Source organism: Campylobacter magnus, from assembly GCF_028649595.1.
In the GTDB taxonomy this organism is placed as follows: domain Bacteria; phylum Campylobacterota; class Campylobacteria; order Campylobacterales; family Campylobacteraceae; genus Campylobacter; species Campylobacter magnus.
The window spans coordinates 14327-33858 of sequence record NZ_JAQSLK010000008.1 but is presented as its reverse complement, the minus strand read 5'-3'; the positions used below and the strand labels follow the sequence as shown (position 1 = coordinate 33858).

At 39.0% G+C, this 19532-nt stretch carries 19 protein-coding genes; 11 read left to right on the top strand and 8 right to left on the bottom strand.

Annotation, left to right across the window (positions count from 1 at the left end; translation table 11 throughout):
• The first annotated feature begins 93 nt into the window (after window positions 1–93).
• The 3 genes from PTQ34_RS08365 to PTQ34_RS08355 are packed head-to-tail and all read left to right on the top strand — an operon-like array spanning window position 94 to window position 2323.
• The gene (locus tag PTQ34_RS08365) at window positions 94–681 is read left to right on the top strand and encodes a lipid-binding SYLF domain-containing protein (RefSeq protein WP_273933121.1); all 588 of its coding nucleotides are present in this window, start codon (window positions 94–96) and stop codon (window positions 679–681) included.
• Entirely contained in the window at window positions 682–1269 is a 588-nt protein-coding gene (locus PTQ34_RS08360) for a DedA family protein (protein WP_273933120.1), read from the top strand. It abuts the gene before it with no gap.
• 4 nt (window positions 1270–1273) lie between these two features.
• Entirely contained in the window at window positions 1274–2323 is a 1050-nt protein-coding gene (locus tag PTQ34_RS08355; protein WP_273933118.1) for a hypothetical protein, read from the top strand.
• A 365-nt stretch (window positions 2324–2688) separates the two neighbouring features.
• Here the strand turns inward: PTQ34_RS08355 and PTQ34_RS08350 are convergent, their stop codons facing one another.
• From PTQ34_RS08350 to PTQ34_RS08340, 3 genes are all read right to left on the bottom strand, one after another.
• Window positions 2689–3603 (bottom strand): hypothetical protein, encoded by a 915-nt coding sequence (locus PTQ34_RS08350; protein WP_273933115.1) that lies wholly within the window; start codon window positions 3601–3603, stop codon window positions 2689–2691.
• A 418-nt stretch (window positions 3604–4021) separates the two neighbouring features.
• Window positions 4022–5401 carry a glycolate oxidase subunit GlcD gene (gene glcD, locus PTQ34_RS08345; protein ID WP_273933113.1) on the bottom strand — a complete coding sequence of 460 codons (1380 nt, stop codon included), beginning with the start codon at window positions 5399–5401 and terminating at the stop codon, window positions 4022–4024.
• Window positions 5401–6147, bottom strand: coding sequence for a plasminogen-binding N-terminal domain-containing protein (locus tag PTQ34_RS08340; RefSeq protein ID WP_273933112.1), 747 nt, complete (start codon window positions 6145–6147; stop codon window positions 5401–5403). The genes glcD and PTQ34_RS08340 overlap by 1 nt, the downstream gene beginning before the upstream one ends.
• A gap of 85 nt (window positions 6148–6232) precedes the next feature.
• On the opposite strand from PTQ34_RS08340, the gene pseI reads away from it, so the two are divergent.
• From pseI to PTQ34_RS08310, 6 genes are all read left to right on the top strand, one after another.
• Window positions 6233–7261, top strand: coding sequence for a pseudaminic acid synthase (gene pseI / locus PTQ34_RS08335; protein ID WP_273933111.1), 1029 nt, complete (start codon window positions 6233–6235; stop codon window positions 7259–7261).
• A 464-nt stretch (window positions 7262–7725) separates the two neighbouring features.
• Window positions 7726–8412 carry a pseudaminic acid cytidylyltransferase gene (pseF, locus tag PTQ34_RS08330; RefSeq protein ID WP_273933109.1) on the top strand — a complete coding sequence of 229 codons (687 nt, stop codon included), beginning with the start codon at window positions 7726–7728 and terminating at the stop codon, window positions 8410–8412.
• Window positions 8390–9412 (top strand): UDP-2,4-diacetamido-2,4,6-trideoxy-beta-L-altropyranose hydrolase, encoded by a 1023-nt coding sequence (gene pseG / locus PTQ34_RS08325; RefSeq protein ID WP_273933107.1) that lies wholly within the window; start codon window positions 8390–8392, stop codon window positions 9410–9412. The genes pseF and pseG overlap by 23 nt, the downstream gene beginning before the upstream one ends.
• A 337-nt stretch (window positions 9413–9749) precedes the next feature.
• Window positions 9750–10934 carry a peptidoglycan DD-metalloendopeptidase family protein gene (locus tag PTQ34_RS08320; RefSeq protein ID WP_273933105.1) on the top strand — a complete coding sequence of 395 codons (1185 nt, stop codon included), beginning with the start codon at window positions 9750–9752 and terminating at the stop codon, window positions 10932–10934.
• Entirely contained in the window at window positions 10912–12294 is a 1383-nt protein-coding gene (gene mgtE, locus PTQ34_RS08315) for a magnesium transporter (RefSeq protein ID WP_273933103.1), read from the top strand. Before PTQ34_RS08320 ends, mgtE begins: the two co-directional genes overlap by 23 nt.
• Entirely contained in the window at window positions 12279–12881 is a 603-nt protein-coding gene (locus tag PTQ34_RS08310; RefSeq protein ID WP_273933102.1) for an NUDIX domain-containing protein, read from the top strand. The genes mgtE and PTQ34_RS08310 overlap by 16 nt, the downstream gene beginning before the upstream one ends.
• A gap of 345 nt (window positions 12882–13226) precedes the next feature.
• On the opposite strand, the gene PTQ34_RS08305 is transcribed toward PTQ34_RS08310, so the two are convergent.
• From PTQ34_RS08305 to hemW, 5 genes are all read right to left on the bottom strand, one after another.
• Window positions 13227–14384: a hypothetical protein gene (locus tag PTQ34_RS08305; RefSeq protein ID WP_273933099.1), complete on the bottom strand. Its 1158-nt coding sequence runs from the start codon at window positions 14382–14384 to the stop codon at window positions 13227–13229.
• 12 nt (window positions 14385–14396) lie between these two features.
• Window positions 14397–15413, bottom strand: coding sequence for a tRNA preQ1(34) S-adenosylmethionine ribosyltransferase-isomerase QueA (queA, locus tag PTQ34_RS08300; RefSeq protein WP_273933098.1), 1017 nt, complete (start codon window positions 15411–15413; stop codon window positions 14397–14399).
• Window positions 15406–16176 carry a twin-arginine translocase subunit TatC gene (gene tatC, locus PTQ34_RS08295; protein ID WP_273933097.1) on the bottom strand — a complete coding sequence of 257 codons (771 nt, stop codon included), beginning with the start codon at window positions 16174–16176 and terminating at the stop codon, window positions 15406–15408. Before tatC ends, queA begins: the two co-directional genes overlap by 8 nt.
• Window positions 16169–16648: a Sec-independent protein translocase subunit TatA/TatB gene (locus PTQ34_RS08825; protein WP_318532621.1), complete on the bottom strand. Its 480-nt coding sequence runs from the start codon at window positions 16646–16648 to the stop codon at window positions 16169–16171. Before PTQ34_RS08825 ends, tatC begins: the two co-directional genes overlap by 8 nt.
• Before the next feature lie 64 nt (window positions 16649–16712).
• Window positions 16713–17771, bottom strand: a complete 1059-nt coding sequence (gene hemW, locus PTQ34_RS08285) for a radical SAM family heme chaperone HemW (protein WP_273933096.1) — start codon at window positions 17769–17771, stop codon at window positions 16713–16715.
• Between the two features lie 83 nt (window positions 17772–17854).
• Here hemW and PTQ34_RS08280 point away from each other — a divergent pair, with 83 nt between their 5' ends.
• Window positions 17855–18322 (top strand): RNA pyrophosphohydrolase, encoded by a 468-nt coding sequence (locus PTQ34_RS08280; protein WP_273933095.1) that lies wholly within the window; start codon window positions 17855–17857, stop codon window positions 18320–18322.
• Window positions 18322–19530, top strand: a complete 1209-nt coding sequence (locus PTQ34_RS08275; RefSeq protein WP_273930583.1) for an aspartate kinase — start codon at window positions 18322–18324, stop codon at window positions 19528–19530. The genes PTQ34_RS08280 and PTQ34_RS08275 overlap by 1 nt, the downstream gene beginning before the upstream one ends.
• The last annotated feature ends 2 nt before the right edge of the window (window positions 19531–19532 follow it).

Sequence of the window (19532 nt, the reverse complement as noted above, 5' to 3'; positions counted from 1 at the left end):
ATAGGGAATTCTAGAATTCCTAGGAATTCTAGATTGTGTAAATCGCTAGGAATTCTAGATTTACTAGGAATTCTAGAATTCTAAAGGTGCAAGATGAAAAAAATATTTTTACTACTTTGTTTACTTTTTGGGGCTGTTTTTGGCGGCGATGAGATAATTTTGGAGAGTGCAAATGCTTATAAAAGCGTCATTACTAGAAGCAACGCTCCAGCTGCTGCGCTTGTTCAAACTAGCGCTGCGATTGTGATTGTGCCTAGTTTTTATAGAGGTGGCTTTATACTTGGTGGAGGCGGCGGTAAAGGCGTGATGATAGAAAAAAGCCCAAATGGCATGTGGGAGAACATAAGTGCTGTTGGCATCGGTGGCGCAAATATAGGGCTTCAAGCAGGCTTTGAAAACAACTCTATCGTGCTTTTTATCCTAAAAGAAGAAATAGCTCAGGAGATAAAAAGAGGAAAATTCACAATCTCAAGCGAGCTAGCAGCTAGCCTAGGCGATTTTAGTGCTAGCACGAATTTCACAAACGAACTAAGCTTTACTCGCTCAATTTATGCGTATTCAAGCAATATGGGAATTTTTGCAGGAGGCAGCCTTGGCGGAGCGATAATCGGCGCAAGAGATGAGGTGCTAAGTACTAGTAGCTATGGCTTTGGCGAGCTTGTAAGGGCAATTGGAGAGTAGATGCAAGAAATTTTAGATACTTTGGCAAATAACTCTACTTGGGCTTATGCTTTGCTTTTTGTTTACAGCCTTGGAGGAGGCATGGTGGCGATTTTAGCAGCAGCTCTGCTGTGTGCTAGTGGGGCTTTGGATATTTATTTATGCGTGATTATTGCTAGCGTGGCAAACTTTTTAGGCGATGAGGGGCTTTATTATTTTGCGAAGTTTAACCGCAAGCAGGCTTTGCCGTATTTTGCTAAGCACCGCAGAAAACTAGCTTTAGCACAGATTTTATTTCGCCGTTATGGTGCTTGGATAATTCTTTTTAAAAAATATATTTATGGGCTAAAAACCCTAGTACCTATTGCAATAGGATTTAGCAAATTTAATGATATAAAATTTTGCGTGATAAATGCGATTTGTGCTATTATTTGGGCACTTAGCCTTGGGCTTATAGGCTTTTTTGCAGGGGATTTGGTAAATCTAATCTCAGAAAAAATCGGCGCAAACAACTCTTTATTTTTGCTTGCTTTGCTTGCGATTTTGGGGCTAATTTGGCTGTATTTTTCAAAAGCTAGCAAAAAAAGTATAAAAGCAAAAAAGGTATAAAAGCATGAAGAAAGCAATATTTTTTGGAATTTTTCTTATCTTAGCTGTTTGCGTGGCTCATTTTTACAGCCTTGGGCTGATTCGTGCTGGCATTGAAAAAAGCGTAGCTAATCTGGACAAAAACGAAAATATAGAGGTTTTATCTTTTAGCAAAAAAGAAGGGCTTTTTAATACTAGCAGCGAACTTATAGCTAGCGTTCATGGCGCAGAACTAAATGTTACTAGCAATATTTCACATTTTTTTGGCTTTGTGCGAGGAAGTGGGAGCATAAGTGCGGCAAATGCGCCTGCTAAGACACTAGCGCAGATTTTTTTAGCTGGCAGAGAAAAGATTGATTTTAAAGTCAAAGGCGATGAGCTAAGCTTTGATTTGCCGCATTTTGAGCTAGATGATGAGGGTAGCAAGTATACTATAAGGGACTCAAAAGTTTTTGTTAGTTTTCTAGCTGGCAACAAAATCAGCGCAGATATCAGCGCAGCTAGCATAAAGGACTATGCTTATAGTGCTGATTTTAAGGGGCTTAAAGCTAGTTTTAAAGAAAATGAACAAAAAGCAGAACTTAGCTTTGATGAGCTGTCGTTTAGCTCTTTTGCGCTCTCTTTTGGGGCAAAAAATGCTAGGATAAATACTGATTTTAGCAAGCAGCCTTTTTTGACTAGCGGAGATATCGCTGGGCTTGATATCTTTGATACTAGTTTTAGCGATATTAGCTTTTTGGGGCATTCTAGCGATTTTGAGGGAGAAAGCCTTAGCCTTGATAATTTTAGTCTAAAATCAGCCAAGGCAGAGAGTCTAAGTCTAAGCGCAAAGGCGCAAAAAAACGAGTGGGCGGAGTATGAGCTAAGTGGTGAGCTAAATGCTACGGCTAAACCATCGCAGATTTTAGGTTCGCTTGGCGAGATTATTGCGCCTTATGAGGATAAAATTTTGCGCCAAAATGAAAAAGGCTTTACTCTTAGCTTTAAGAGCCAAAACAACGATATAATCTTTAATGAAAGCGTTTCTCTCTCAGCTTTAATCGCAAATGAGTTTTTTAATATGCTTTTAAACTAGGAATTCTAGATTTGTTCTAGGAATTCTAGATTTTTTGCTTCGCATCCGCTGGTTGGGGGTTAGGGAGTATTTTTTATCTTGGGAATTCTAGTTTAAGGAATTCTAGAATTTTTTGTGATGAGACCCTATGGGTCAAGTCGAGGGATGACACAAGGCAGGTCGGGATGACACAGCCTTAGGAATTTTAGAATTCCTAGGGAATTTTGCGCAGGAATTTTAGAATTTATTCTAGGGAATTCTAAATTTTACTTGCTTTAGTGTGGAAAGCCAGCCCTACAAATTTTATAAGGGCTACGCCCTAAACCCTTGGGGTCCTAAAACCCCGCTAAAATTTAGGGTATTTTTAGTCTTAGGAATTCTAGTTTTTAACTGCTCGTTCTCCTTATATCTTTAATATTTTCAAAAATTGTCTGTAATTTTTCATTATATATTTGACTCTCATCAAATACAACCTCTTTGCCCCATTCTAGCGCCCTTATATATTCGCCTGGCACAGGAAAAACATAGCCATTTTTACCCCTTACTTCTCTTTTTATATAAATTAGCTCCTTTGTATTTTGTTTTATCATTTTTAGATCAATTATTCTTACAAAAAGCCCCTCATTGATTTCTTTTTCAAGAATATATTCAAAATCATCAGCATTTTTTGTAATCTCATATTTTTTACAAATATTTCTAAAATCCTCTACCAAATTACACGATTTTAGTCTTTTTATTTCTTCATATCTTTTTACTTGATATTTTATTTTATCAACGATTTTTTCTTTTTCTGTGTTACATTTTTGTATATTTTTTGTAATATTTTCATCCGCATCGCAAGCAAAAGAATAAATTTGATTATTTTTGGTAAATGCTAGTTTGTTTATAGTTATACCATTTAGCAAAAAATCAAAATAAACATATGGTGATTCGCTAAAAGACTTCACCCCAATAAAATCATCAATATCTTTTAGCTCATCTGCTTTATTATATAGGCTAATAGGATAAGATACCTCTATATCATCATTTGGCTTTGGTGTATTGTAGATATAATAATATCCTTCTATATTTGTCAAAATTCTATCGCCAAAAGGTAATACCAAAGCAGTAGCCAAAAGAGCAATTTGCCTTTTTCTTGTTTTTAGCTTTGTATATAGCCACCACACAAAAAGCACATACAAAATACCCCAAACCCCTCCATAAAGCAAAAACACAAATAACAAAGCAAAAGAAATAAACACGCCACGAAGACCGAAAAAGTAAATTATTCCAACTATAATTAAGCCAAGGATTATTTTCATTTATTTTTACTTTCTAATTATTTTCTAGACCAAACTCCGTATTCTAACTTTTTAAGCTAAATTCTAGTTTGTAATTTAATAATTTTTTAAAAAAAAATATATGATTTAAAATAATATTACATCCCCCAGCCCCTTTGGGGGATCTCTATATGGAATTCTAGAATTCTTTGTGATGAGATCCTCGGGTCAAGTCGGGGATGACACAAGGCTTGGAAATTTTAGAATTTATTCTAGGAATTCTAGTTTAGAAATTTTAGTTAGGAATTCTAGATTAAGAATTCTAGATTTAGGGATTTTAGATTAAGAATTCTAGATTTAGAAATTCTAGAATTCCTATGAGTTTTTATTCTAGGAATTCTAGATTTGTGAATTTATTCTTAGGAATTCTAGATTTAGAAATTCTAGAATTCCTATGAGTTTACAGCCCCATTTTATTTGGATTTAGTATATTATTTGGATCAAAGGCTTTTTTGATAGCACGAAAGAGATTCATCTCTGCCTCGCTAAAGGCTAGGCTCATAAAAGGTGCTTTTGATATACCTATACCATGCTCGCCGCTAAGTGTGCCGCCAAGCTCAACCGTGGCTTTGAAAATCTCAGTTATCGCCTCATGCCCACGCTTTACAGCTTCTGGGTCATTTTTATCCACCATTACGTTAGTGTGCACATTGCCATCGCCTGTGTGCCCAAAGCAAGGCGTGGTTACATTATACTTTGCTGAGATTTCAGCGATTTTTTCTAGTAGAGCTGGCAATTTAGAGCGTGGGACTGTGATGTCTTCGTTTATTTTTAGCGAGCCATAGCAGTTAATAGCCTGAGAGCAGTTGCGCCTAGCAAACCAAATGTCGCTACTCTCACTCGCGTCTTTTGCTACTCTAAACTCGCTTGCGCCATTTGCTATAAAATGCTCTTTTAGCCGCTCTAAATCAGCATTTATCACGCTCTCATCATTGCCATCCATCTCACTAACCAAAATCGCCCCAGCAGATGTCGGTAAACCACGATGAAATCGTTCTTCAACAGCTTTTATGCTAAGATTATCCAAAAATTCCATTGCCACTGGCGTTACACCTGCTGCCATGGTCTTAAAAACAGCGTTCATCGCAGATTCTACGCTAGGAAAAACGCCCATCGCTGTTTTGCTAAACTTTGGCTTAGAGATTAGTTTTAGCGTGATTTCAGTTATCACTGCCAAAGCACCTTCACTTGCTATTAGAATTCCAGCTATATTAAAGCCAGCCACATCCTTTATCGTGCGTTTGCCAGCACGGATCACATCGCCATTTGGTAGCACAGCCCTTAGAGCCATTACATAGTCTTTTGTGATGCCGTATTTGGCTGCTCGCATGCCGCCGCTATTTTCGCTTACATTGCCACCAAGCGTGCTGTAAGTCTCGCTAGCTGGATCTGGCGGGTAAAAAAGCCCAAGCTTTTCTACTGCTTTTTGAAGGTCTTTGTTAATGACGCCAGGCTGCACCACAGCGACCATGTTTTCTAGGTCTATTTCTAGGATTTTGTTCATGTGCTTTTCAAGCGCCATGATGATCCCGCCGCTACTTGCTAATGCCCCACCTGTAAAGCCTGAACCAGCTCCCCTTGGGATAATAGTGATTTTATGCTCGTTACAATACTTTAAAATTTCGCTTACATCGCTCTCATCTCTTGGAAATACCACGCCATCTGGGGCATAGCGTTTTCTGGTGGCATCGTAGCAATAAGCAATTTTATGCGCCTCATCAAAGTAAGCGTTATCCTCGCCAAGTAGCTTGATAAAGAATTTTTCGTGTTTTTTATCCATTATTTTGCGCTTTCTATTTTACCAGTGTTTTCATCTGTGTTTAACAAAAATCTATAATATTTGTCATAGTTATTTATATGCTCGCTATCAAGCTTCCAAAATACAGTATTTATATCACGCACTCTAGTATAAAATGGCAGGTGATACTGAGCGATTTGTCCGCTTTTAAAGCTTTTTAAAATGCTAAACGAGCCACAATCTACAAACATACTTTCCCCTTCTAAGGCTATAAATATAAGCCCAGCCGCATTTAGCGCGCAGGCTCTACGAAAATCATCTTGGCTAGGATTTGGCTTATAATCCATGCTTAGCATAGCACCAACTAAATCAGGGTGAACGAAGGTGATATTTGGGAAGGCTTCTACTACTTGATTATACACCTCTGCGTTTGGAGCGATGATAAGCGAGCGGTCATAAAGATAGTTTAGCACTACTTCATCGCCAGCTTGTGGAGTGAAGTTTGGCACTGGCAGCGAGCTTTGTTTTAGTGCTGAGTAGACCTCAAAGTGCACATTTGCCGTACTTGTGTGCTTGCTATCAACAACAGCTCTTGCGATAATGCTTTTTAAGCCATTGCCAAAGGTTCGCAGCACAACGCCGCTTGAGCCTCTAACTATGCTTGGGCTATCAGCGATGACGCCAATGCCGTCATTCACGCTCATTAAATGCGTCCTATACTCGCTCATAGAGAAACTAGCAGCTGCGCTAAAAACTGCTAAAATCATAGTTAAAAATACTTTTCTCATCTTAAATTCCTAGTAAAAAATTTCGCAAGTATATCTAAAAACTCTTAAAATAAAGGTATAATTCCAAAAATTTAAAGGCTAAAAAATGAAAATAAACGGCAAAAGCTTAGATAAATGCTACATTATCGCAGAACTTTCAGCAAATCACAATGGGGATTTTGAGCGGGCAAAAGCTATCATAAAAGCAGCTGCTGATGCTGGGGCAGATGCAATTAAGCTTCAAACTTATAAGCCAGAGACCATCACACTAAATAGCAAGAGACCTGAGTTTAACATAAAAGGCGGGCTGTGGGATGGATATAGACTTTATGATCTATATAAAGAGGCGATGACGCCATGGCAGTGGCACAAACCGCTGATGCAATATGCCTTTGAGTGCGGACTAGACTGCTTTAGCTCGCCTTTTGATAGCTCGGCTGCTGAGTTAATGGCTAGCCTTGATATGCCTGCTTTTAAAATCGCTAGTTTTGAGATAACTGACATCCCACTAATCACAAAATGCGCCCAGTACGGCAAGCCTATGATTATCTCCACAGGCTGCGCGCACCTTGGCGATATAGATAGAGCGTTGGAGGCTTGTCATAAAGTAGGCAATGATCAAATCGCTCTTTTAAAATGCGTCTCAAGCTATCCTGCGCCATTTGAGGATATGAACTTAAAAGCGATAGAGACCTTGCGCAAGACCTTTGGCTGCGTGGTTGGGCTAAGCGATCACACGCTAGGCAGTGAGGTAGCACTTGGCGCAGTTGCACTTGGGGCAAAAATAGTTGAAAAGCACCTAACCTTAAAACGCAGTGATGGTGGGCATGATAGTGCTTTTTCTATGGAGGCTAGCGAGTTTGCCTCTATGTGCGCTCAGATTCGCAACCTTGAAAAAGCCCTTGGTAGCGATAAATACGAGCTTAGCGAGGCGCAAAAAAATGCTAGAAAAAATGCTCGCTCGCTATATGTCTGCGCTGATGTAAAAAAAGGCGAGATTTTTAGCGAAAAAAATGTTCGCTCTGTGCGGCCGAATTTAGGGCTTATGCCACGCTTTTTACCTGATGTTTTGGGGAAAAAAGCAAGGAGAGATATAGAGGCGGCGACGCCGTTGTCGTGGGATTTGGTAGAGTAGTTTTTTAAATTCGGCTGGTGGCGATTCGTCTCGCACATCTATTGCGAACTAATCGCCTTTAAGCAGCGGCCCCAGATGAACTATCTGTTCTATCCCTGCGCCGCTGCCAAGGCGATTAGCCACACTAGACGCACGATACTAGAATCGCCTTTAGTTTAGGAATTCTAGATTTTCTGGGGGTTAGGGGGTATCTTTTATCTAAAATTCCCTAAATTTAGAATTCCTTAAGGAATTTTAGATTAGGAATTTGATTTTGCGCCAGTGTTATGGTTCGCGCTGCGAGCGAAAAAAAATAGCTCAAAAATCTTGGAGCCTTGTTTTTGCTACCGCGACTGGTAGGGAATTCTAGAATTCCTTAATTCTAGAATTCGCAAAAGCTCGCTTGTAAGGTGCTAGGCTGTCCAAGCAAAAATTTTTAAAAAGCACTCACAAGAAAGAGCCTTACATCTACAAAAAGGATAAAAATGCTGTGTATAATAACCGCCCGTGGCGGCTCAAAGCGCATCCCACGCAAAAATATAAAAGACTTTCTAGGCAAGCCCATTATCGCCTATGCGATAAATGCTGCCTTAGAAAGCAAGCTTTTTAGCGAAGTTATGGTCTCCACAGATGATGATGAAATCGCAGCTGTCTCGCAAAAATATGGCGCAAAAGTGCCCTTTATGCGCTCTGCAAAAACTAGCGATGATTTTGCTACCACAGGTGATGTGCTGCGTGAGGTGCTTGGCGTTTATAAAGCGCAGGGCAGAGAGTTTGAGAGTTTTGCGTGTATTTATCCTACCGCGGCGCTACTAAGTGCAGAGCGTCTAAGGCAGGCTTATGAGCTTTTTTGCAAAAAAAATGCTAGCTCGCTAGTGCCTGTTGTGAAATTCTCTTTTCCGCCACAAAGGGCATTTGTGCTAAAAGATGGATATTTAAGCTATAAAGAGCCTTTAAATGCTTCAAAACGCTCTCAGGATTTAGAACCACTTTACCATGACGCTGGGGCGTTTTATTTTTACAAAACAGCTGTTTTTTTAGCTAACAAAACTGAGGGCAGGGTAGCTATGATTTTAAGTGAAATTGAAGTCCAAGATATAGATAATATTGATGACTGGCGCATGGCTGAGCTAAAATACAAGGTCTTAAATGAATGTTCTAATAAGAGCTGATGGCAACGAGAAAATCGGCTCAGGGCATATCATGCGCACAAAAAGCATAGCCAATGAGCTTAAAGGGCTTGGCGCAAAGGTGCTTTATGCCTTGGCTGATGAGCGTGGCAAAAGGCTCATAAATAATGAGTTTCAAAGCGTGGTTTTAAGTAGCAATTATGAGTGCTTAGATGATGAAATAGACGCACTTAGCAGTGTTGTAAAAGAGCAAAAAATCAAGCTAATTTTGCTTGATAGTTACTTTGTAACCCCAAAATATTTTAAAGAGCTAAAAAAGCTAGCAAAAGTAGCATATATAGATGATTTAGACGCTTTTGCTTATGAGTGTGAGGCTCTTATAAATTATGGTGCTTTTTTTGATAAAAATGAGTATAAAGCTAGGCAAAATCTAGCAAAAAAATATTTTTTAGGCTCAGAGTTTGCCCCACTTAGAGCCGAGTTTCGCAGCACGCAAAAAAGCTCTAAAAACACGCAAAAAAAGCAGGTTTTGCTAACTACTGGAAATACTGATTTGCTTGGAATTATGCCAAGGCTTTTGGAGGCGTTTTTGAGCGATGAGAGCCTAAAAAATCTAGAATTCCTAGCAATCAGTGGGGCTTTTAATGAGCATGAAAACCAGCTTTTAGCCCTTAGTGCTAAGCATAAAAATATAAAGGTGCTAAAAAGCCCTAAAAATATGGCGCAGATTATGGCAGGGGCTGATTTTGTCCTTAGTGCTGGTGGTAGCACGCTATACGAACTAGCTAGCCTTGCTAAGGCTGTGATTTGCTTTAGCATCGCGGCAAATCAAAATAATATAAAAAGCTGGGCTGAGGCTAGGGCGATGCTCTATGCAGGCGATGCTAAGGCTGATTCCCACTCTGTGGTGGTAAGGTCTGTAAAACTGCTAAAAAGCTTGCTAAATGATGAAAATTTAGCAAAAACTCTAGGGCAAAAGGCGCATTTTTTTGTAGATGGCAAAGGCGCAATTAGACTAGCCAAAGAGCTTTTAAGCCTTTAAAATACTTAGGAATTCTAGAATTCTTGCTTAGGAATTCTAGATTTTATTCTAGGAATTTTAGATTTTCTGGGGGTTAGGGGGTGTCTTTTTTGGAATTCTAGAATTCCTAGTCTATAAACGCAAAAAGCCTCTAGGGAATTCTAGAATTTATCTAAAAATCCTAGAGACGAGGTTAATCTAGAATTCCTAGGAATTCTAGAATTCCAGCCAAAACATTAAAAATTCATAAAATTTCATAAGAAAATATGTATTTTTAGATTTTGTTGCTAGTTGTTTGCCAAAATGCGCTAAAATGCGTGAGTTTTGAGCAAATTTCTTTAAATTTTAGGGGGTTTTCATGCGTGGGATTTTGGTATTTTTATTTTTTGTTTTTAGCGTGGCACAGGCTGCTACAGGACTAAACAAAGCCCCAAATTTACAAGAAATGAAGTGGGGAAATGGCATGACTTTGCTAAAGTTTTTTGAGCAAAATGGTGTGCCACAAAAAGTGTATTATGACCTAGAATATGGGGATAAAGAACTAGCCGATGAGATACAAGCAGGCTCAAATATCTGGGTGCTAAAAGATAGAAATAACAAGCTTTTACAAGCCCTAATCCCAGTAACTGATGAGCTTCAAATCCACATTAGCAAGACTGAGAAAAGCTATAAAATGGACTTTTTGCCTATAGAATATGAAGTTGAAGAAAAGATTTTAAGCTTAGAGCTATCTAACTCCCCGCACGCTGATATAGCAAACGCTAGCGGGCTTACATCTTTGGCAAATGCTTTTGTAGCAGCCTTTCGCGGCACAATAAATTTTAAAAACGCTAAAAAAGGCGACCGCCTAGTGATTTTCTATAAACAAAAAAAGCGTATGGGACGCCACGAGGGCGTTGAAATCCAAGCAGCGATGATGGAGACAAAAGATGGTAAGTTCCGCTACGCTTACCGCTTTAAAGATGCGTATTATGACGAAAATGCTATGGAGCTTGAAAAATACTTTTTGCTAACGCCGGTTAAAAACGCACGCATTAGCTCTCATTTTAATCCACGCCGTTTTCACCCAGTTTTGCGCCGCTATAGAGCTCATCTTGGCACGGATTATGCTGCACCAAGGGGCACTAGGGTTCATGCAGCAGGCAATGGTAAGGTCGTGCATGTAGGCACAAAAGGTGGCTATGGAAAAACTGTGATTATAAGACACATAGGCAGCGAGTATAGCACGCTATATGCTCACCTTGATGGCTATGCAAAAGGACTAAAAGTAGGTCAAAGTGTAAAACAAGGAGAGCTTATCGGTTTTGTAGGAAGTACTGGCATGAGTACAGGTCCACACCTACACTTTGGTATGTATAGAGGGCAGACAGCTGTGGATGCCCTGCGTGTGCTAAAGGTGGTAAAAAGCGCTAGTTCTATCAAAGATAAAGAACTATTTAAAAAAGTAGCAAGAGCCTATGATGAGAAGCTAAACTCAGCCTTAGCTAGCTCACACCAAAATCCAGCTAAAGAACTAAGCTTTGGTAATATCAAAAGGATATAGTGTGAGCCAAGATACCTTGCAAAAGTTAAAAGAACAGCTTTTAGCGCATATAAATAACCAAAAGGAGCTAAGTCCAGCCCAGGTAGCCGAGGGGCTAAAAGAACTTAAAAAAAGCGATAAAAGTGCTTATAACGAGCTTTTACCTAAGCTAAATAAAGAAGATCTTGCAGAAGTTGCCATAGAAATGCCAGATCACATGCTAAAAGATGTGATCATGCATATCCCACAAGAAAAAATCGTAGATGCTATTGAAACGCTAGAAAGCGATGATGCAACTGATCTAATCCAAAATATAGAAGATATCGATGAAGACAAGGCAAAAGAGCTTTTTGATAGCTTAGAGGTTGAGAGCAAAAAAGAAATCTCAGCCCTTATAGACTACAAAGAAAATGAAGCTGGCGCTTATATGCAAGTTGAGCTTTTTAAAGCCGAGCTTAGCGAGAGCTTGCAAACTGCTATTGAGCGTTTTAGGCAGCTTAAAAAAAGTGGTGAGCTAGTTAGCGTATTTGCGCTATTTATCACTGATAGTGCTGGAGTTTTGCGCTATGCGGTGCCTATTGATGATATGATTTTATTTGAGCCAAGCGATAGTTTAGCAAAGATTATGAGCGAGCATGGTAGCGAGTATGAGGCGCATTTTGCCCGTGATGATGATGATATAACAGAGGTTGCGCAGATCGTAAAAGACTATGATCTAAGCTCTATAGCTGTAGTAGATAAAGCAGGCGTCTTGCTAGGACGCATCACAAACTATGATATACACGATTTTTTAGAAGAGAGTGCTACTGAGCAAATCTATAACCTAGCTGGAGTAAATGACGAAGCAGAAGAAGAAGAAAGCGTGGTAAAAGCGGGCAGGGCGCGCGCTGTGTGGCTGGTGCTAAATCTAATTACTGCGATAATCAGCTCTGTTGTAATTAGCCTTTTTGATGAGAGTATAAATAAAATCGTAGCTTTGGCGATTTTAATGCCTATTGTCGCTAGCATGGGTGGAAATACTGGCACGCAAGCACTAACTGTAACCGTGCGCCGTCTTGCTACTCGTGAGATTACTTTTTCAAATGCTAAGAGTGTAATCGGCCGTGAGTTTGCCATAGCCTTTGTAAATGGAGTGATTTTTGCGGTGCTTGTAGGGCTTGTGGCGCATGTGTGGTTTGGCATGGCAGGGCTTGGCTTTGTAATAGCTGCTGCGATGCTTATAAATCTAGCTGGGGCTGGCTTTTTTGGGGCGATAATCCCTATGAGCTTAAAGCGTTTTGGTGTAGATCCGGCTGTGGCTAGCCCAGTACTGCTTACTACGATGACTGATGTAGTGGGCTTTTTAAGCTTTTTAGGACTTGCTACATGGATACTACTATAAGAGATATTGAGATAACTGAGCTTGGAGAGAGTAAGTATATTCGCCCTTTTAGCATTGTTTTTAGTCAAAATGGCATAAGGCGAAAATGGGATTGTATAAAAGCTCATGATAGCGTATCAATCTTGCTATATCATAAAGATAAGGATGCGTTTTTGTTTGTTAAGCAGTTTCGCCCAAGTCTGTGGTATCACGAAACAGGCGGCGATACTAGCAAAATAGATGAAAATACAGGCTTTAGCTATGAGTTTTGCGCTGGGCTGTGTGATAAAGAGGGCTTGGAGCCAGAAGAGGTAGCAATAGAAGAAGTGCTAGAAGAGACAGGATACGCTGTGCCTAGCGTAAATTACATCACTTCTAGTTTTACTGGGCTTGGATTTAGCGCAAATCGCCAAAGTGTGTTTTATGCTATCATTGATGAGAGTATGAAAAAAGGGCAAGGTGGCGGTGTGGATGATGAGTGTATAGAACTTGTCTTTGTAGCGCGCAAGGATATTTATGAGTTTTTATACGATGAGAGTAAGCCAAAGGGAGCTGGAGCTCTGTTTGGCTTGCTTTGGTTTATGACAAATGTTGCGCCAAAATTATAAAATCTAGAATTCTAGAATTCCCAAACTCTAGAATTCTAAATTCCCAAAATCTAGAATTCCTAGTGCTTTTTGCCTTAGGAATTCTGGATTATTCTAGGAAATCTAGATTTATCTAGCCTAAAAGCGAGTAAAATTTTAGAATTCCTAGAGATTGCTTCGCTTCGCTCGCAATGACGAAAATTCTAGAATTCCTTAAAGAGAATTCCTTAAAGAGAATTCCTTAAAGAGAATTCTAGAATTCCCAAAACTCTAGAATTCTAGATTGTTAATTATCCCAAGAATTCTAGATTTAGGAATTCTAGAATTCCTAGGATGAAATACCTGCTAAAAGGCTATTGAATCACTTTATTTGAGAAGTCGAGGGGGGGGGGTAGTATTCATAGCTGCTAAAAGAGTGTCTATATTTATTGGATGTTTAAGTAGCACATAGTGTTCAAAAGAGCCGTTATAGTGATCAAACGCCGCAGAATCGCTGATTAAAATAATCAAAAAGCCGTATTTTGCTTGCTTTTGTTTTATTTGATTTATTTCTTTGGCTGTGAAATTGCGCAAAACTCTAGTGTTTATAAAGATAAATTTTGGCGAGAAAATAGGGTTAAAAAGATGCTCTTTTGCTAGTTTTAAGTCCATCTTTGGCTGTATATTTAGCTTAAATTGTTTTAGCTTTGAGGCTATTTGATAAAAGCCGCAAATATCATCTTCTAAGATAATAGTATTTAGCCCAAAAAAATGCGAGTATCTATTTTTTACTTCGTAGGGTTTGTTGCTAAGCTCAAACTCTAACTCAAAGCTAAGAAAATTGTGCTTTTGCCAGCTAGAAAAGTTTATTTTTGTGCCTAAAATATCTGCTACTAGTTTTGCGGTTTTTAGCTTGTAAAACTCAAAAAACACGCAGTTTTTTAGCTCTTTTTTGCCTTTATGTATTATTTCTATCGTTTTGCTGTTTTTTTCTAAAGTATTTTTTATATCACCTTTTTCTAGCTGCGGAATAGGGCAGTCGCTTTTAATGTAAAACTCGTATCTTACACTCTTTTCATTGCTAGATTTTTTTGTTCTTAGACCGATGATTATGTGGGAGTTTTCTGTGTGTTCTATCACAAACTCACTCAAGGTATAAAAAAGTATACATACCTTATCATGTATTGCTTTTACATACCTTGGGTAGTAGTGACTAAAATTAAAATATACTTTGTTGTCCCTTTTTGCGGCTTTTTGGTGCAAGATGTTTAGGTAGCTATCTAGTATTCTTAGCAAGTCTACATCTTTTTTGATGATTTTGCTATGGACTGCACTTATGATATCGCCTGTTTGGATGATGGTTTTGTGTTTGCTTGTTTTTGTTAGGCTAAAAAGATAAGTCAAAGAGGCGATGATAAAAATGACCAAAAAAGCAGTTATTATCTCAAAATTTGCTTTAGATAGTTGGTAAAATTGTTCTTTATACGAATCTTGAATCAAATCAGCACTAGCTAAACTTGGTAGAAGCAATAATAATTTATTCATATTTTATCCTTTTTAAATAATAAGCATGCCATCGCCGTAGCTATAAAATCTATATTTCATCTCCACAGCTTTTTTATAAAGTTTTAATGTTTTCTCAAGCCCTAAAAAGCTAGCTACAAGCATAATTAGCGTGCTTTTGGGCAAGTGGAAGTTTGTTAGCAAAAAATCTACTCTTTTTGGCGGATTTAAAGGATGCAAAAAAAGATCGCACTCCCCACTACTAGCTCCACTTCGCACAAAATACTCAACCGTGCGAGTGCTAGTAGTGCCAACAGCTAGCAGTTTTTGTGTGCTATTTATGATGGCTTTGGCTGATTTAGAGATTTCATAGTACTCGCTATGCATTTTATGCTCTAAGATATTTTCGCTCTCCACACCTTTAAAAGTCCCAGCCCCCACATGCAGCGTGATAAAGGCGTGCTCGTGCTTTTGCTTTAGCTCTTGAAGCATGTTCTCATCAAAATGCAAGCTAGCAGTTGGAGCTGCTACTGCACCCATATTTTTAGCAAAAATACTTTGATACCAGCTCTCATCGTCTTTATTATCAGCTCTTTTTATATAGGGTGGCAAGGGGACATGACCTATGCTACCCAATATAGCAAAAAGCTCATGCGCTACTAGCTCACGCTCATTTTGCGTGATTTTTACTACGCGCGAGCCATCATCTTTTAGCTCTAAAACCTGCGCTTTTAAATTGCTAGGGAATTCTAGATTTTGCCCAGCCTTAACAGAGCCTTTTATAAAACAGCTAAAATTCGAGCCACCAAGCGGCTGATTTAGTAGCATTTCTATTTTGCCGCCGCTGTCCTTTTGCCCATAAATGCGAGCTTTTATCACCTTTGTATCATTAAAGATAATAGCGCACTCTGGCAAAATCTGTGCAAGGTCGCTAAAATGCAAATGCTCTATGCTATCTTTTTTTCTATCATAAACTAGCAGTTTTGCCTGTCCTTTTGGCTCTACTGGCTTAGTAGCTATTAGCCCCTCAGGCAAGAAATAATCATAAGAGCTAAGCTTAAGCTCACGCATTTTGGCTCTTTTCTAGCTCTGTGCCCTCATCATCTTCATCATCTTCATCATCATTTTGAGCTGGATTTACAAGTTTTGCGATGTAGATTGAAAGCGCATATAGCACGATAAGCGGTGCTGCTAGCATAATCTGGCTAAAAATATCAGGCGGTGTCATCACAGCTGCAAAGATGAAAATCCCCACCACCGCATAGCGAAAATACGCCTTTAAGCTCTCATCAGTAATAAGACCGATTTTTGCTAGAAAAAAGCTAATAACAGGTAGTTCAAAACTAAGTCCAAAGGCAATAACAAGCTTGGTAAAAAAGCCCACATACTCACCTATACTAGGCAGGGCTAAAAACAGCTGCCCACCAAAGTTTATAAGAAAATGAAGTCCTGTTGGAAGCACGAAATAATAACAAAACGCAGCCCCTAAAAAAAACATTAAAGTAGCGCAAAATACAAAAGGGATAACAAATTTTTTCTCATTATCATAAAGCCCAGGTGCTACAAAGAGCCAAAACTGCCAAAACATCACAGGACAAGCGACCAAAAGCCCAGCTATAAAGGCTACTTTCATAGCAGTAAAAAAGGGCTCGGTTACTTCTTTAAAAATAATATCGCTGCCCTCTGGCAATGCGCCTTTTAGGGGAGCTGAGATAAAGGCTAAAATAAACTCCCAAAAGCCAAAACAGCCAATCACACAAACAATGAGTGCTAAAACACTGATAAAAAGACGCTTTCTAAGTTCTATTAAATGCGGTTTTAAATCTTCAAACATTTTTGCCTTCTCTTTGCTCGTCTATTTTAGTATTTAAAGGATCAGAGTTTAGTTTATCTAAAACATTTAGTTTATCTAAAACTTGGTTTTGAGAATTCTCACTAGGAATTCTAGAATTCTCGCTAGAACCTTCGCTGCTTGTATTTGTCTGGCTAAAATCAAGGCTGCTTTTTAGCTCTGTGCTAAAATCGCTAGCTGATTTTTTTAGCTCATCAAGTTCTTCAAAAGTAAGTTTTTTTCGCACATTTGAGCTTATATCAGTAACTGAGCTTTTTAGCTTAGCAGCATCAGCTTTAAGCTCAGCTATGCGCACTTCTTGTTCAAAGTTGCTTTTTGCTGAGCTTACTTGGGCTTTGAAGTATTTAAAAAACTTAGCAAACTTCACAAGTGCCTCAGGCAATTTATCAGGCCCTAAAACAAGCACCGCAATAACCAAAATAACAATGATTTCTGGCAAACTCATACCAAACATTTGCGCCCTTTTTTGCGTAAAAATTCCGTGATTTTAGCGCATTTTGCTTTCTTTTTTGCTTAAATTAGCAAAGCACGCAAGCTAATTCATCAGCAAGCAAGAAGTTTTTATTAAAAACTCGCCCATTTTCTCGCAAGATTTTTTTATCTTTTTCTAGGAATTCTAGAATTGCTTTGTTTTTTATGTATTTCTCATCCACTCCAAGCTTTGAGCGAAGCCCTAAAAGCAATCTCTCATCGCTCCACTCATCATCACTCAAATACTCGCTTTTGCGAAAAAGTGGTTCATTTATGTAGTTTTCAATGAGGCTGTGAGCATAAAGCCTAGTTTTGCCCACGCAACCCACGCTAAAAGCCCCTACGCCAATGTATTCATCGCCCATCCAGTAGCCAAGATTATGCTCGCATTCATAGCCAATTTGCGAAAAATTGCTGATTTCATACTGCAAAAAGCCTAAATTTTTTAGCCCTTTTATCACAAAATTTGCCAAAATCGGTGCTTCTTTTGCGTAGTTTTTGTGAGCATAAAATGGCGTGTTTTGCTCTAAGCTCAAAGCGTAGGCGCTAATGTGCTTTACGCCTAGATTTTTAAGCTTTTTTATGCCCTCTAGCTCAGAGCTTAAAAGCTTTTTACTATCAAGTTTTGTGCCGTAGATAAAATCTACATTTATTCGCTCAAAGCCAGCTCTAAGCGCATTGTTTGCAGCCTTAAAAGTATCAGCGCTGCTGTGAGTGCGACCTAGGAATTTTAGTTTTTTCTCATCAAAGCTTTGCGTCCCAAAGCTAATGCGGTTTGCGCCTAGATTTTTTATGCTTTTTAGCCACTCTAGCTTGGCTGAGTTTGGATTTGCCTCAAAGGTGATTTCAGCATTTTTAGCGCAATAGCTAAGCAGCAAATCCATGATTTTTTCATAAAACTTTACTCCCACCACGCTAGGCGTGCCACCACCAAAAAATATGCTTTTTATCTGCTTTTTAGCTTTTAAAAACTCTTTTAGCTGATGCTTTAAATCTTTATTTAAAGCATCAAAATACTGCCTTACAAGACTAAAATCAGTAAATGAGCCAAAAGCGCAATAAGGACACTTTGAGGCGCAAAATGGTATATGTATATAAACTCTCATGCTAAAATTATAGCTCAAAATTTATAAAAATTTAAAGGCTTTTTGGCTAAAATCGCAAAATTTTTTATCCACAGGCAAGGCAGATGCAAGAAAAGAAATATCGTCCAAATGTAGCTATTATCGTGCTTGCGCCGACTTATCCTTTTGATTGTAAAGTGCTAGTAGCACAACGCAGCGATATAAAGGGTGCTTGGCAGTTTCCCCAAGGTGGCATAGATGATGGCGAGACGCCACGAGATGCGCTATTTCGTGAGCTTGAAGAAGAAATCGGCACAAACAAAGTAGAAATCATAGCTGAGTATCCCCAGTGGCTAAGCTATGATTTTCCAGAACACGCTAGAAAAAAAATGGCACCATACTGGGGGCAGAGCCAAAAGTATTTTCTAGCTAGACTAAAAGGCGATGCCAAAATAGATATAAATACCAAAAAACCAGAGTTTGATGACTATAAATTTATAAATGTAAATGAGCTAATGAGAGTGGTAACGCACTTTAAAAAAGAAGTTTATAGCAAGGTTATAAAACACTTTAAAGAGAAAGGATATCTATAATGCTAATAGTTCAAAAATACGGTGGCACAAGCGTAGGTACGCTAGAGCGCATTGATGAAGTTGCTAAAAGAGTAATAGAAAATAAAAAGGCAGGCAACGACCTAGTAGTCGTAGTCTCAGCTATGAGTGGGGTTACAAATCAGCTTATAGAATACGCTGAGTACTTTGCTAAAAACGCTCCACAAGATAGAGATATGGATATGCTTTTAAGCTCTGGTGAGCGCGTAACATCAGCTCTGCTCTCAATCGCACTAAACGCAAAGGGCTATCCAGCAATCAGCCTAAGCGGCAGAGGCGCAGGGATCACCACTGATACTAGTGCTACAAAAGCACGCATAAAAAGCATAGATACAAAAAACATTGACGAAGCCCTAAAAGATGGCAAAATCGTAGTAATAGCTGGCTTTCAAGGTGTAAATGAACACGGTCAAGTAACCACGCTAGGCAGAGGTGGCTCAGATCTAAGTGCAGTGGCAATTGCCGGGGCTTTAAAGGCTGATTTATGCGAGATATATACTGATGTAGATGGCGTCTACACCACTGATCCACGCATAGAACCAAATGCTAAAAAGCTAGAAAAAATTAGCTACGATGAAATGCTAGAGCTTGCTAGCATGGGCGCAAAGGTATTACAAAATCGTAGCGTAGAGCTTGCTAAAAAGCTAAATGTAAATCTAGTAACACGCTCAAGCTTTAATCACAATGAAGGTACACTAATCACAGGAGAAGAAAATATGACAAATATGGAAGATGTAGTAATAAGCGGAATTGCGCTTGATAAAAATCAAGCAAGAGTAACTATGAGAAGTGTTTTAGACAGGCCTGGCACTTCAGCTGAAATCTTTAAAGCCCTAGCCGATAAAAACATAAATGTAGATATGATCATCCAAAACGCAGGGCAAAAAGACGGCACTACAAATCTAGGCTTTACAGTCCCGCAAAACGAAGTAGATAGCGCAAGGGCTGTGGTAGAAAAATACGCTTCAAGCGTGGAGTTTGATAGCGATGTGGTAAAAGTAAGCATAGTTGGCGTTGGTATGAAAAGCCACTCTGGCGTAGCAAGCGTGGCATTTAGCACACTAGCAGCTGAGGGCATAAATATAGAAATGATCTCAACTAGCGAGATAAAAATCTCTATCATAGTAGCTGCAAAATACGGCGAGCTAGCAGTGCGAGCCTTACACAAAGCCTACAAACTAGACGCCTAAAA

Excerpts from the sequence above, each read along its gene's own strand:
- queA (WP_273933098.1), bottom strand. The coding sequence starts at position 15,413 with ATGCGTGAGCTTAAGCTTAGCTCTTATGATTATTTCTTGCCTGAGGGG.
- PTQ34_RS08350 (WP_273933115.1), bottom strand. The coding sequence starts at position 3,603 with ATGAAAATAATCCTTGGCTTAATTATAGTTGGAATAATTTACTTTTTC.
- pseI (WP_273933111.1), top strand. The coding sequence starts at position 6,233 with ATGAAAATAAACGGCAAAAGCTTAGATAAATGCTACATTATCGCAGAA.
- hemW (WP_273933096.1), bottom strand. The coding sequence starts at position 17,771 with ATGAGAGTTTATATACATATACCATTTTGCGCCTCAAAGTGTCCTTAT.
- PTQ34_RS08355 (WP_273933118.1), top strand. The coding sequence starts at position 1,274 with ATGAAGAAAGCAATATTTTTTGGAATTTTTCTTATCTTAGCTGTTTGC.
- PTQ34_RS08365 (WP_273933121.1), top strand. The coding sequence starts at position 94 with ATGAAAAAAATATTTTTACTACTTTGTTTACTTTTTGGGGCTGTTTTT.
- PTQ34_RS08275 (WP_273930583.1), top strand. The coding sequence starts at position 18,322 with ATGCTAATAGTTCAAAAATACGGTGGCACAAGCGTAGGTACGCTAGAG.
- glcD (WP_273933113.1), bottom strand. The coding sequence starts at position 5,401 with ATGGATAAAAAACACGAAAAATTCTTTATCAAGCTACTTGGCGAGGAT.
- PTQ34_RS08340 (WP_273933112.1), bottom strand. The coding sequence starts at position 6,147 with ATGAGAAAAGTATTTTTAACTATGATTTTAGCAGTTTTTAGCGCAGCT.
- pseF (WP_273933109.1), top strand. The coding sequence starts at position 7,726 with ATGCTGTGTATAATAACCGCCCGTGGCGGCTCAAAGCGCATCCCACGC.
- PTQ34_RS08825 (WP_318532621.1), bottom strand. The coding sequence starts at position 16,648 with ATGTTTGGTATGAGTTTGCCAGAAATCATTGTTATTTTGGTTATTGCG.
- tatC (WP_273933097.1), bottom strand. The coding sequence starts at position 16,176 with ATGTTTGAAGATTTAAAACCGCATTTAATAGAACTTAGAAAGCGTCTT.
- PTQ34_RS08305 (WP_273933099.1), bottom strand. The coding sequence starts at position 14,384 with ATGAATAAATTATTATTGCTTCTACCAAGTTTAGCTAGTGCTGATTTG.
- PTQ34_RS08310 (WP_273933102.1), top strand. The coding sequence starts at position 12,279 with ATGGATACTACTATAAGAGATATTGAGATAACTGAGCTTGGAGAGAGT.
- pseG (WP_273933107.1), top strand. The coding sequence starts at position 8,390 with ATGAATGTTCTAATAAGAGCTGATGGCAACGAGAAAATCGGCTCAGGG.
- PTQ34_RS08280 (WP_273933095.1), top strand. The coding sequence starts at position 17,855 with ATGCAAGAAAAGAAATATCGTCCAAATGTAGCTATTATCGTGCTTGCG.
- PTQ34_RS08360 (WP_273933120.1), top strand. The coding sequence starts at position 682 with ATGCAAGAAATTTTAGATACTTTGGCAAATAACTCTACTTGGGCTTAT.
- PTQ34_RS08320 (WP_273933105.1), top strand. The coding sequence starts at position 9,750 with ATGCGTGGGATTTTGGTATTTTTATTTTTTGTTTTTAGCGTGGCACAG.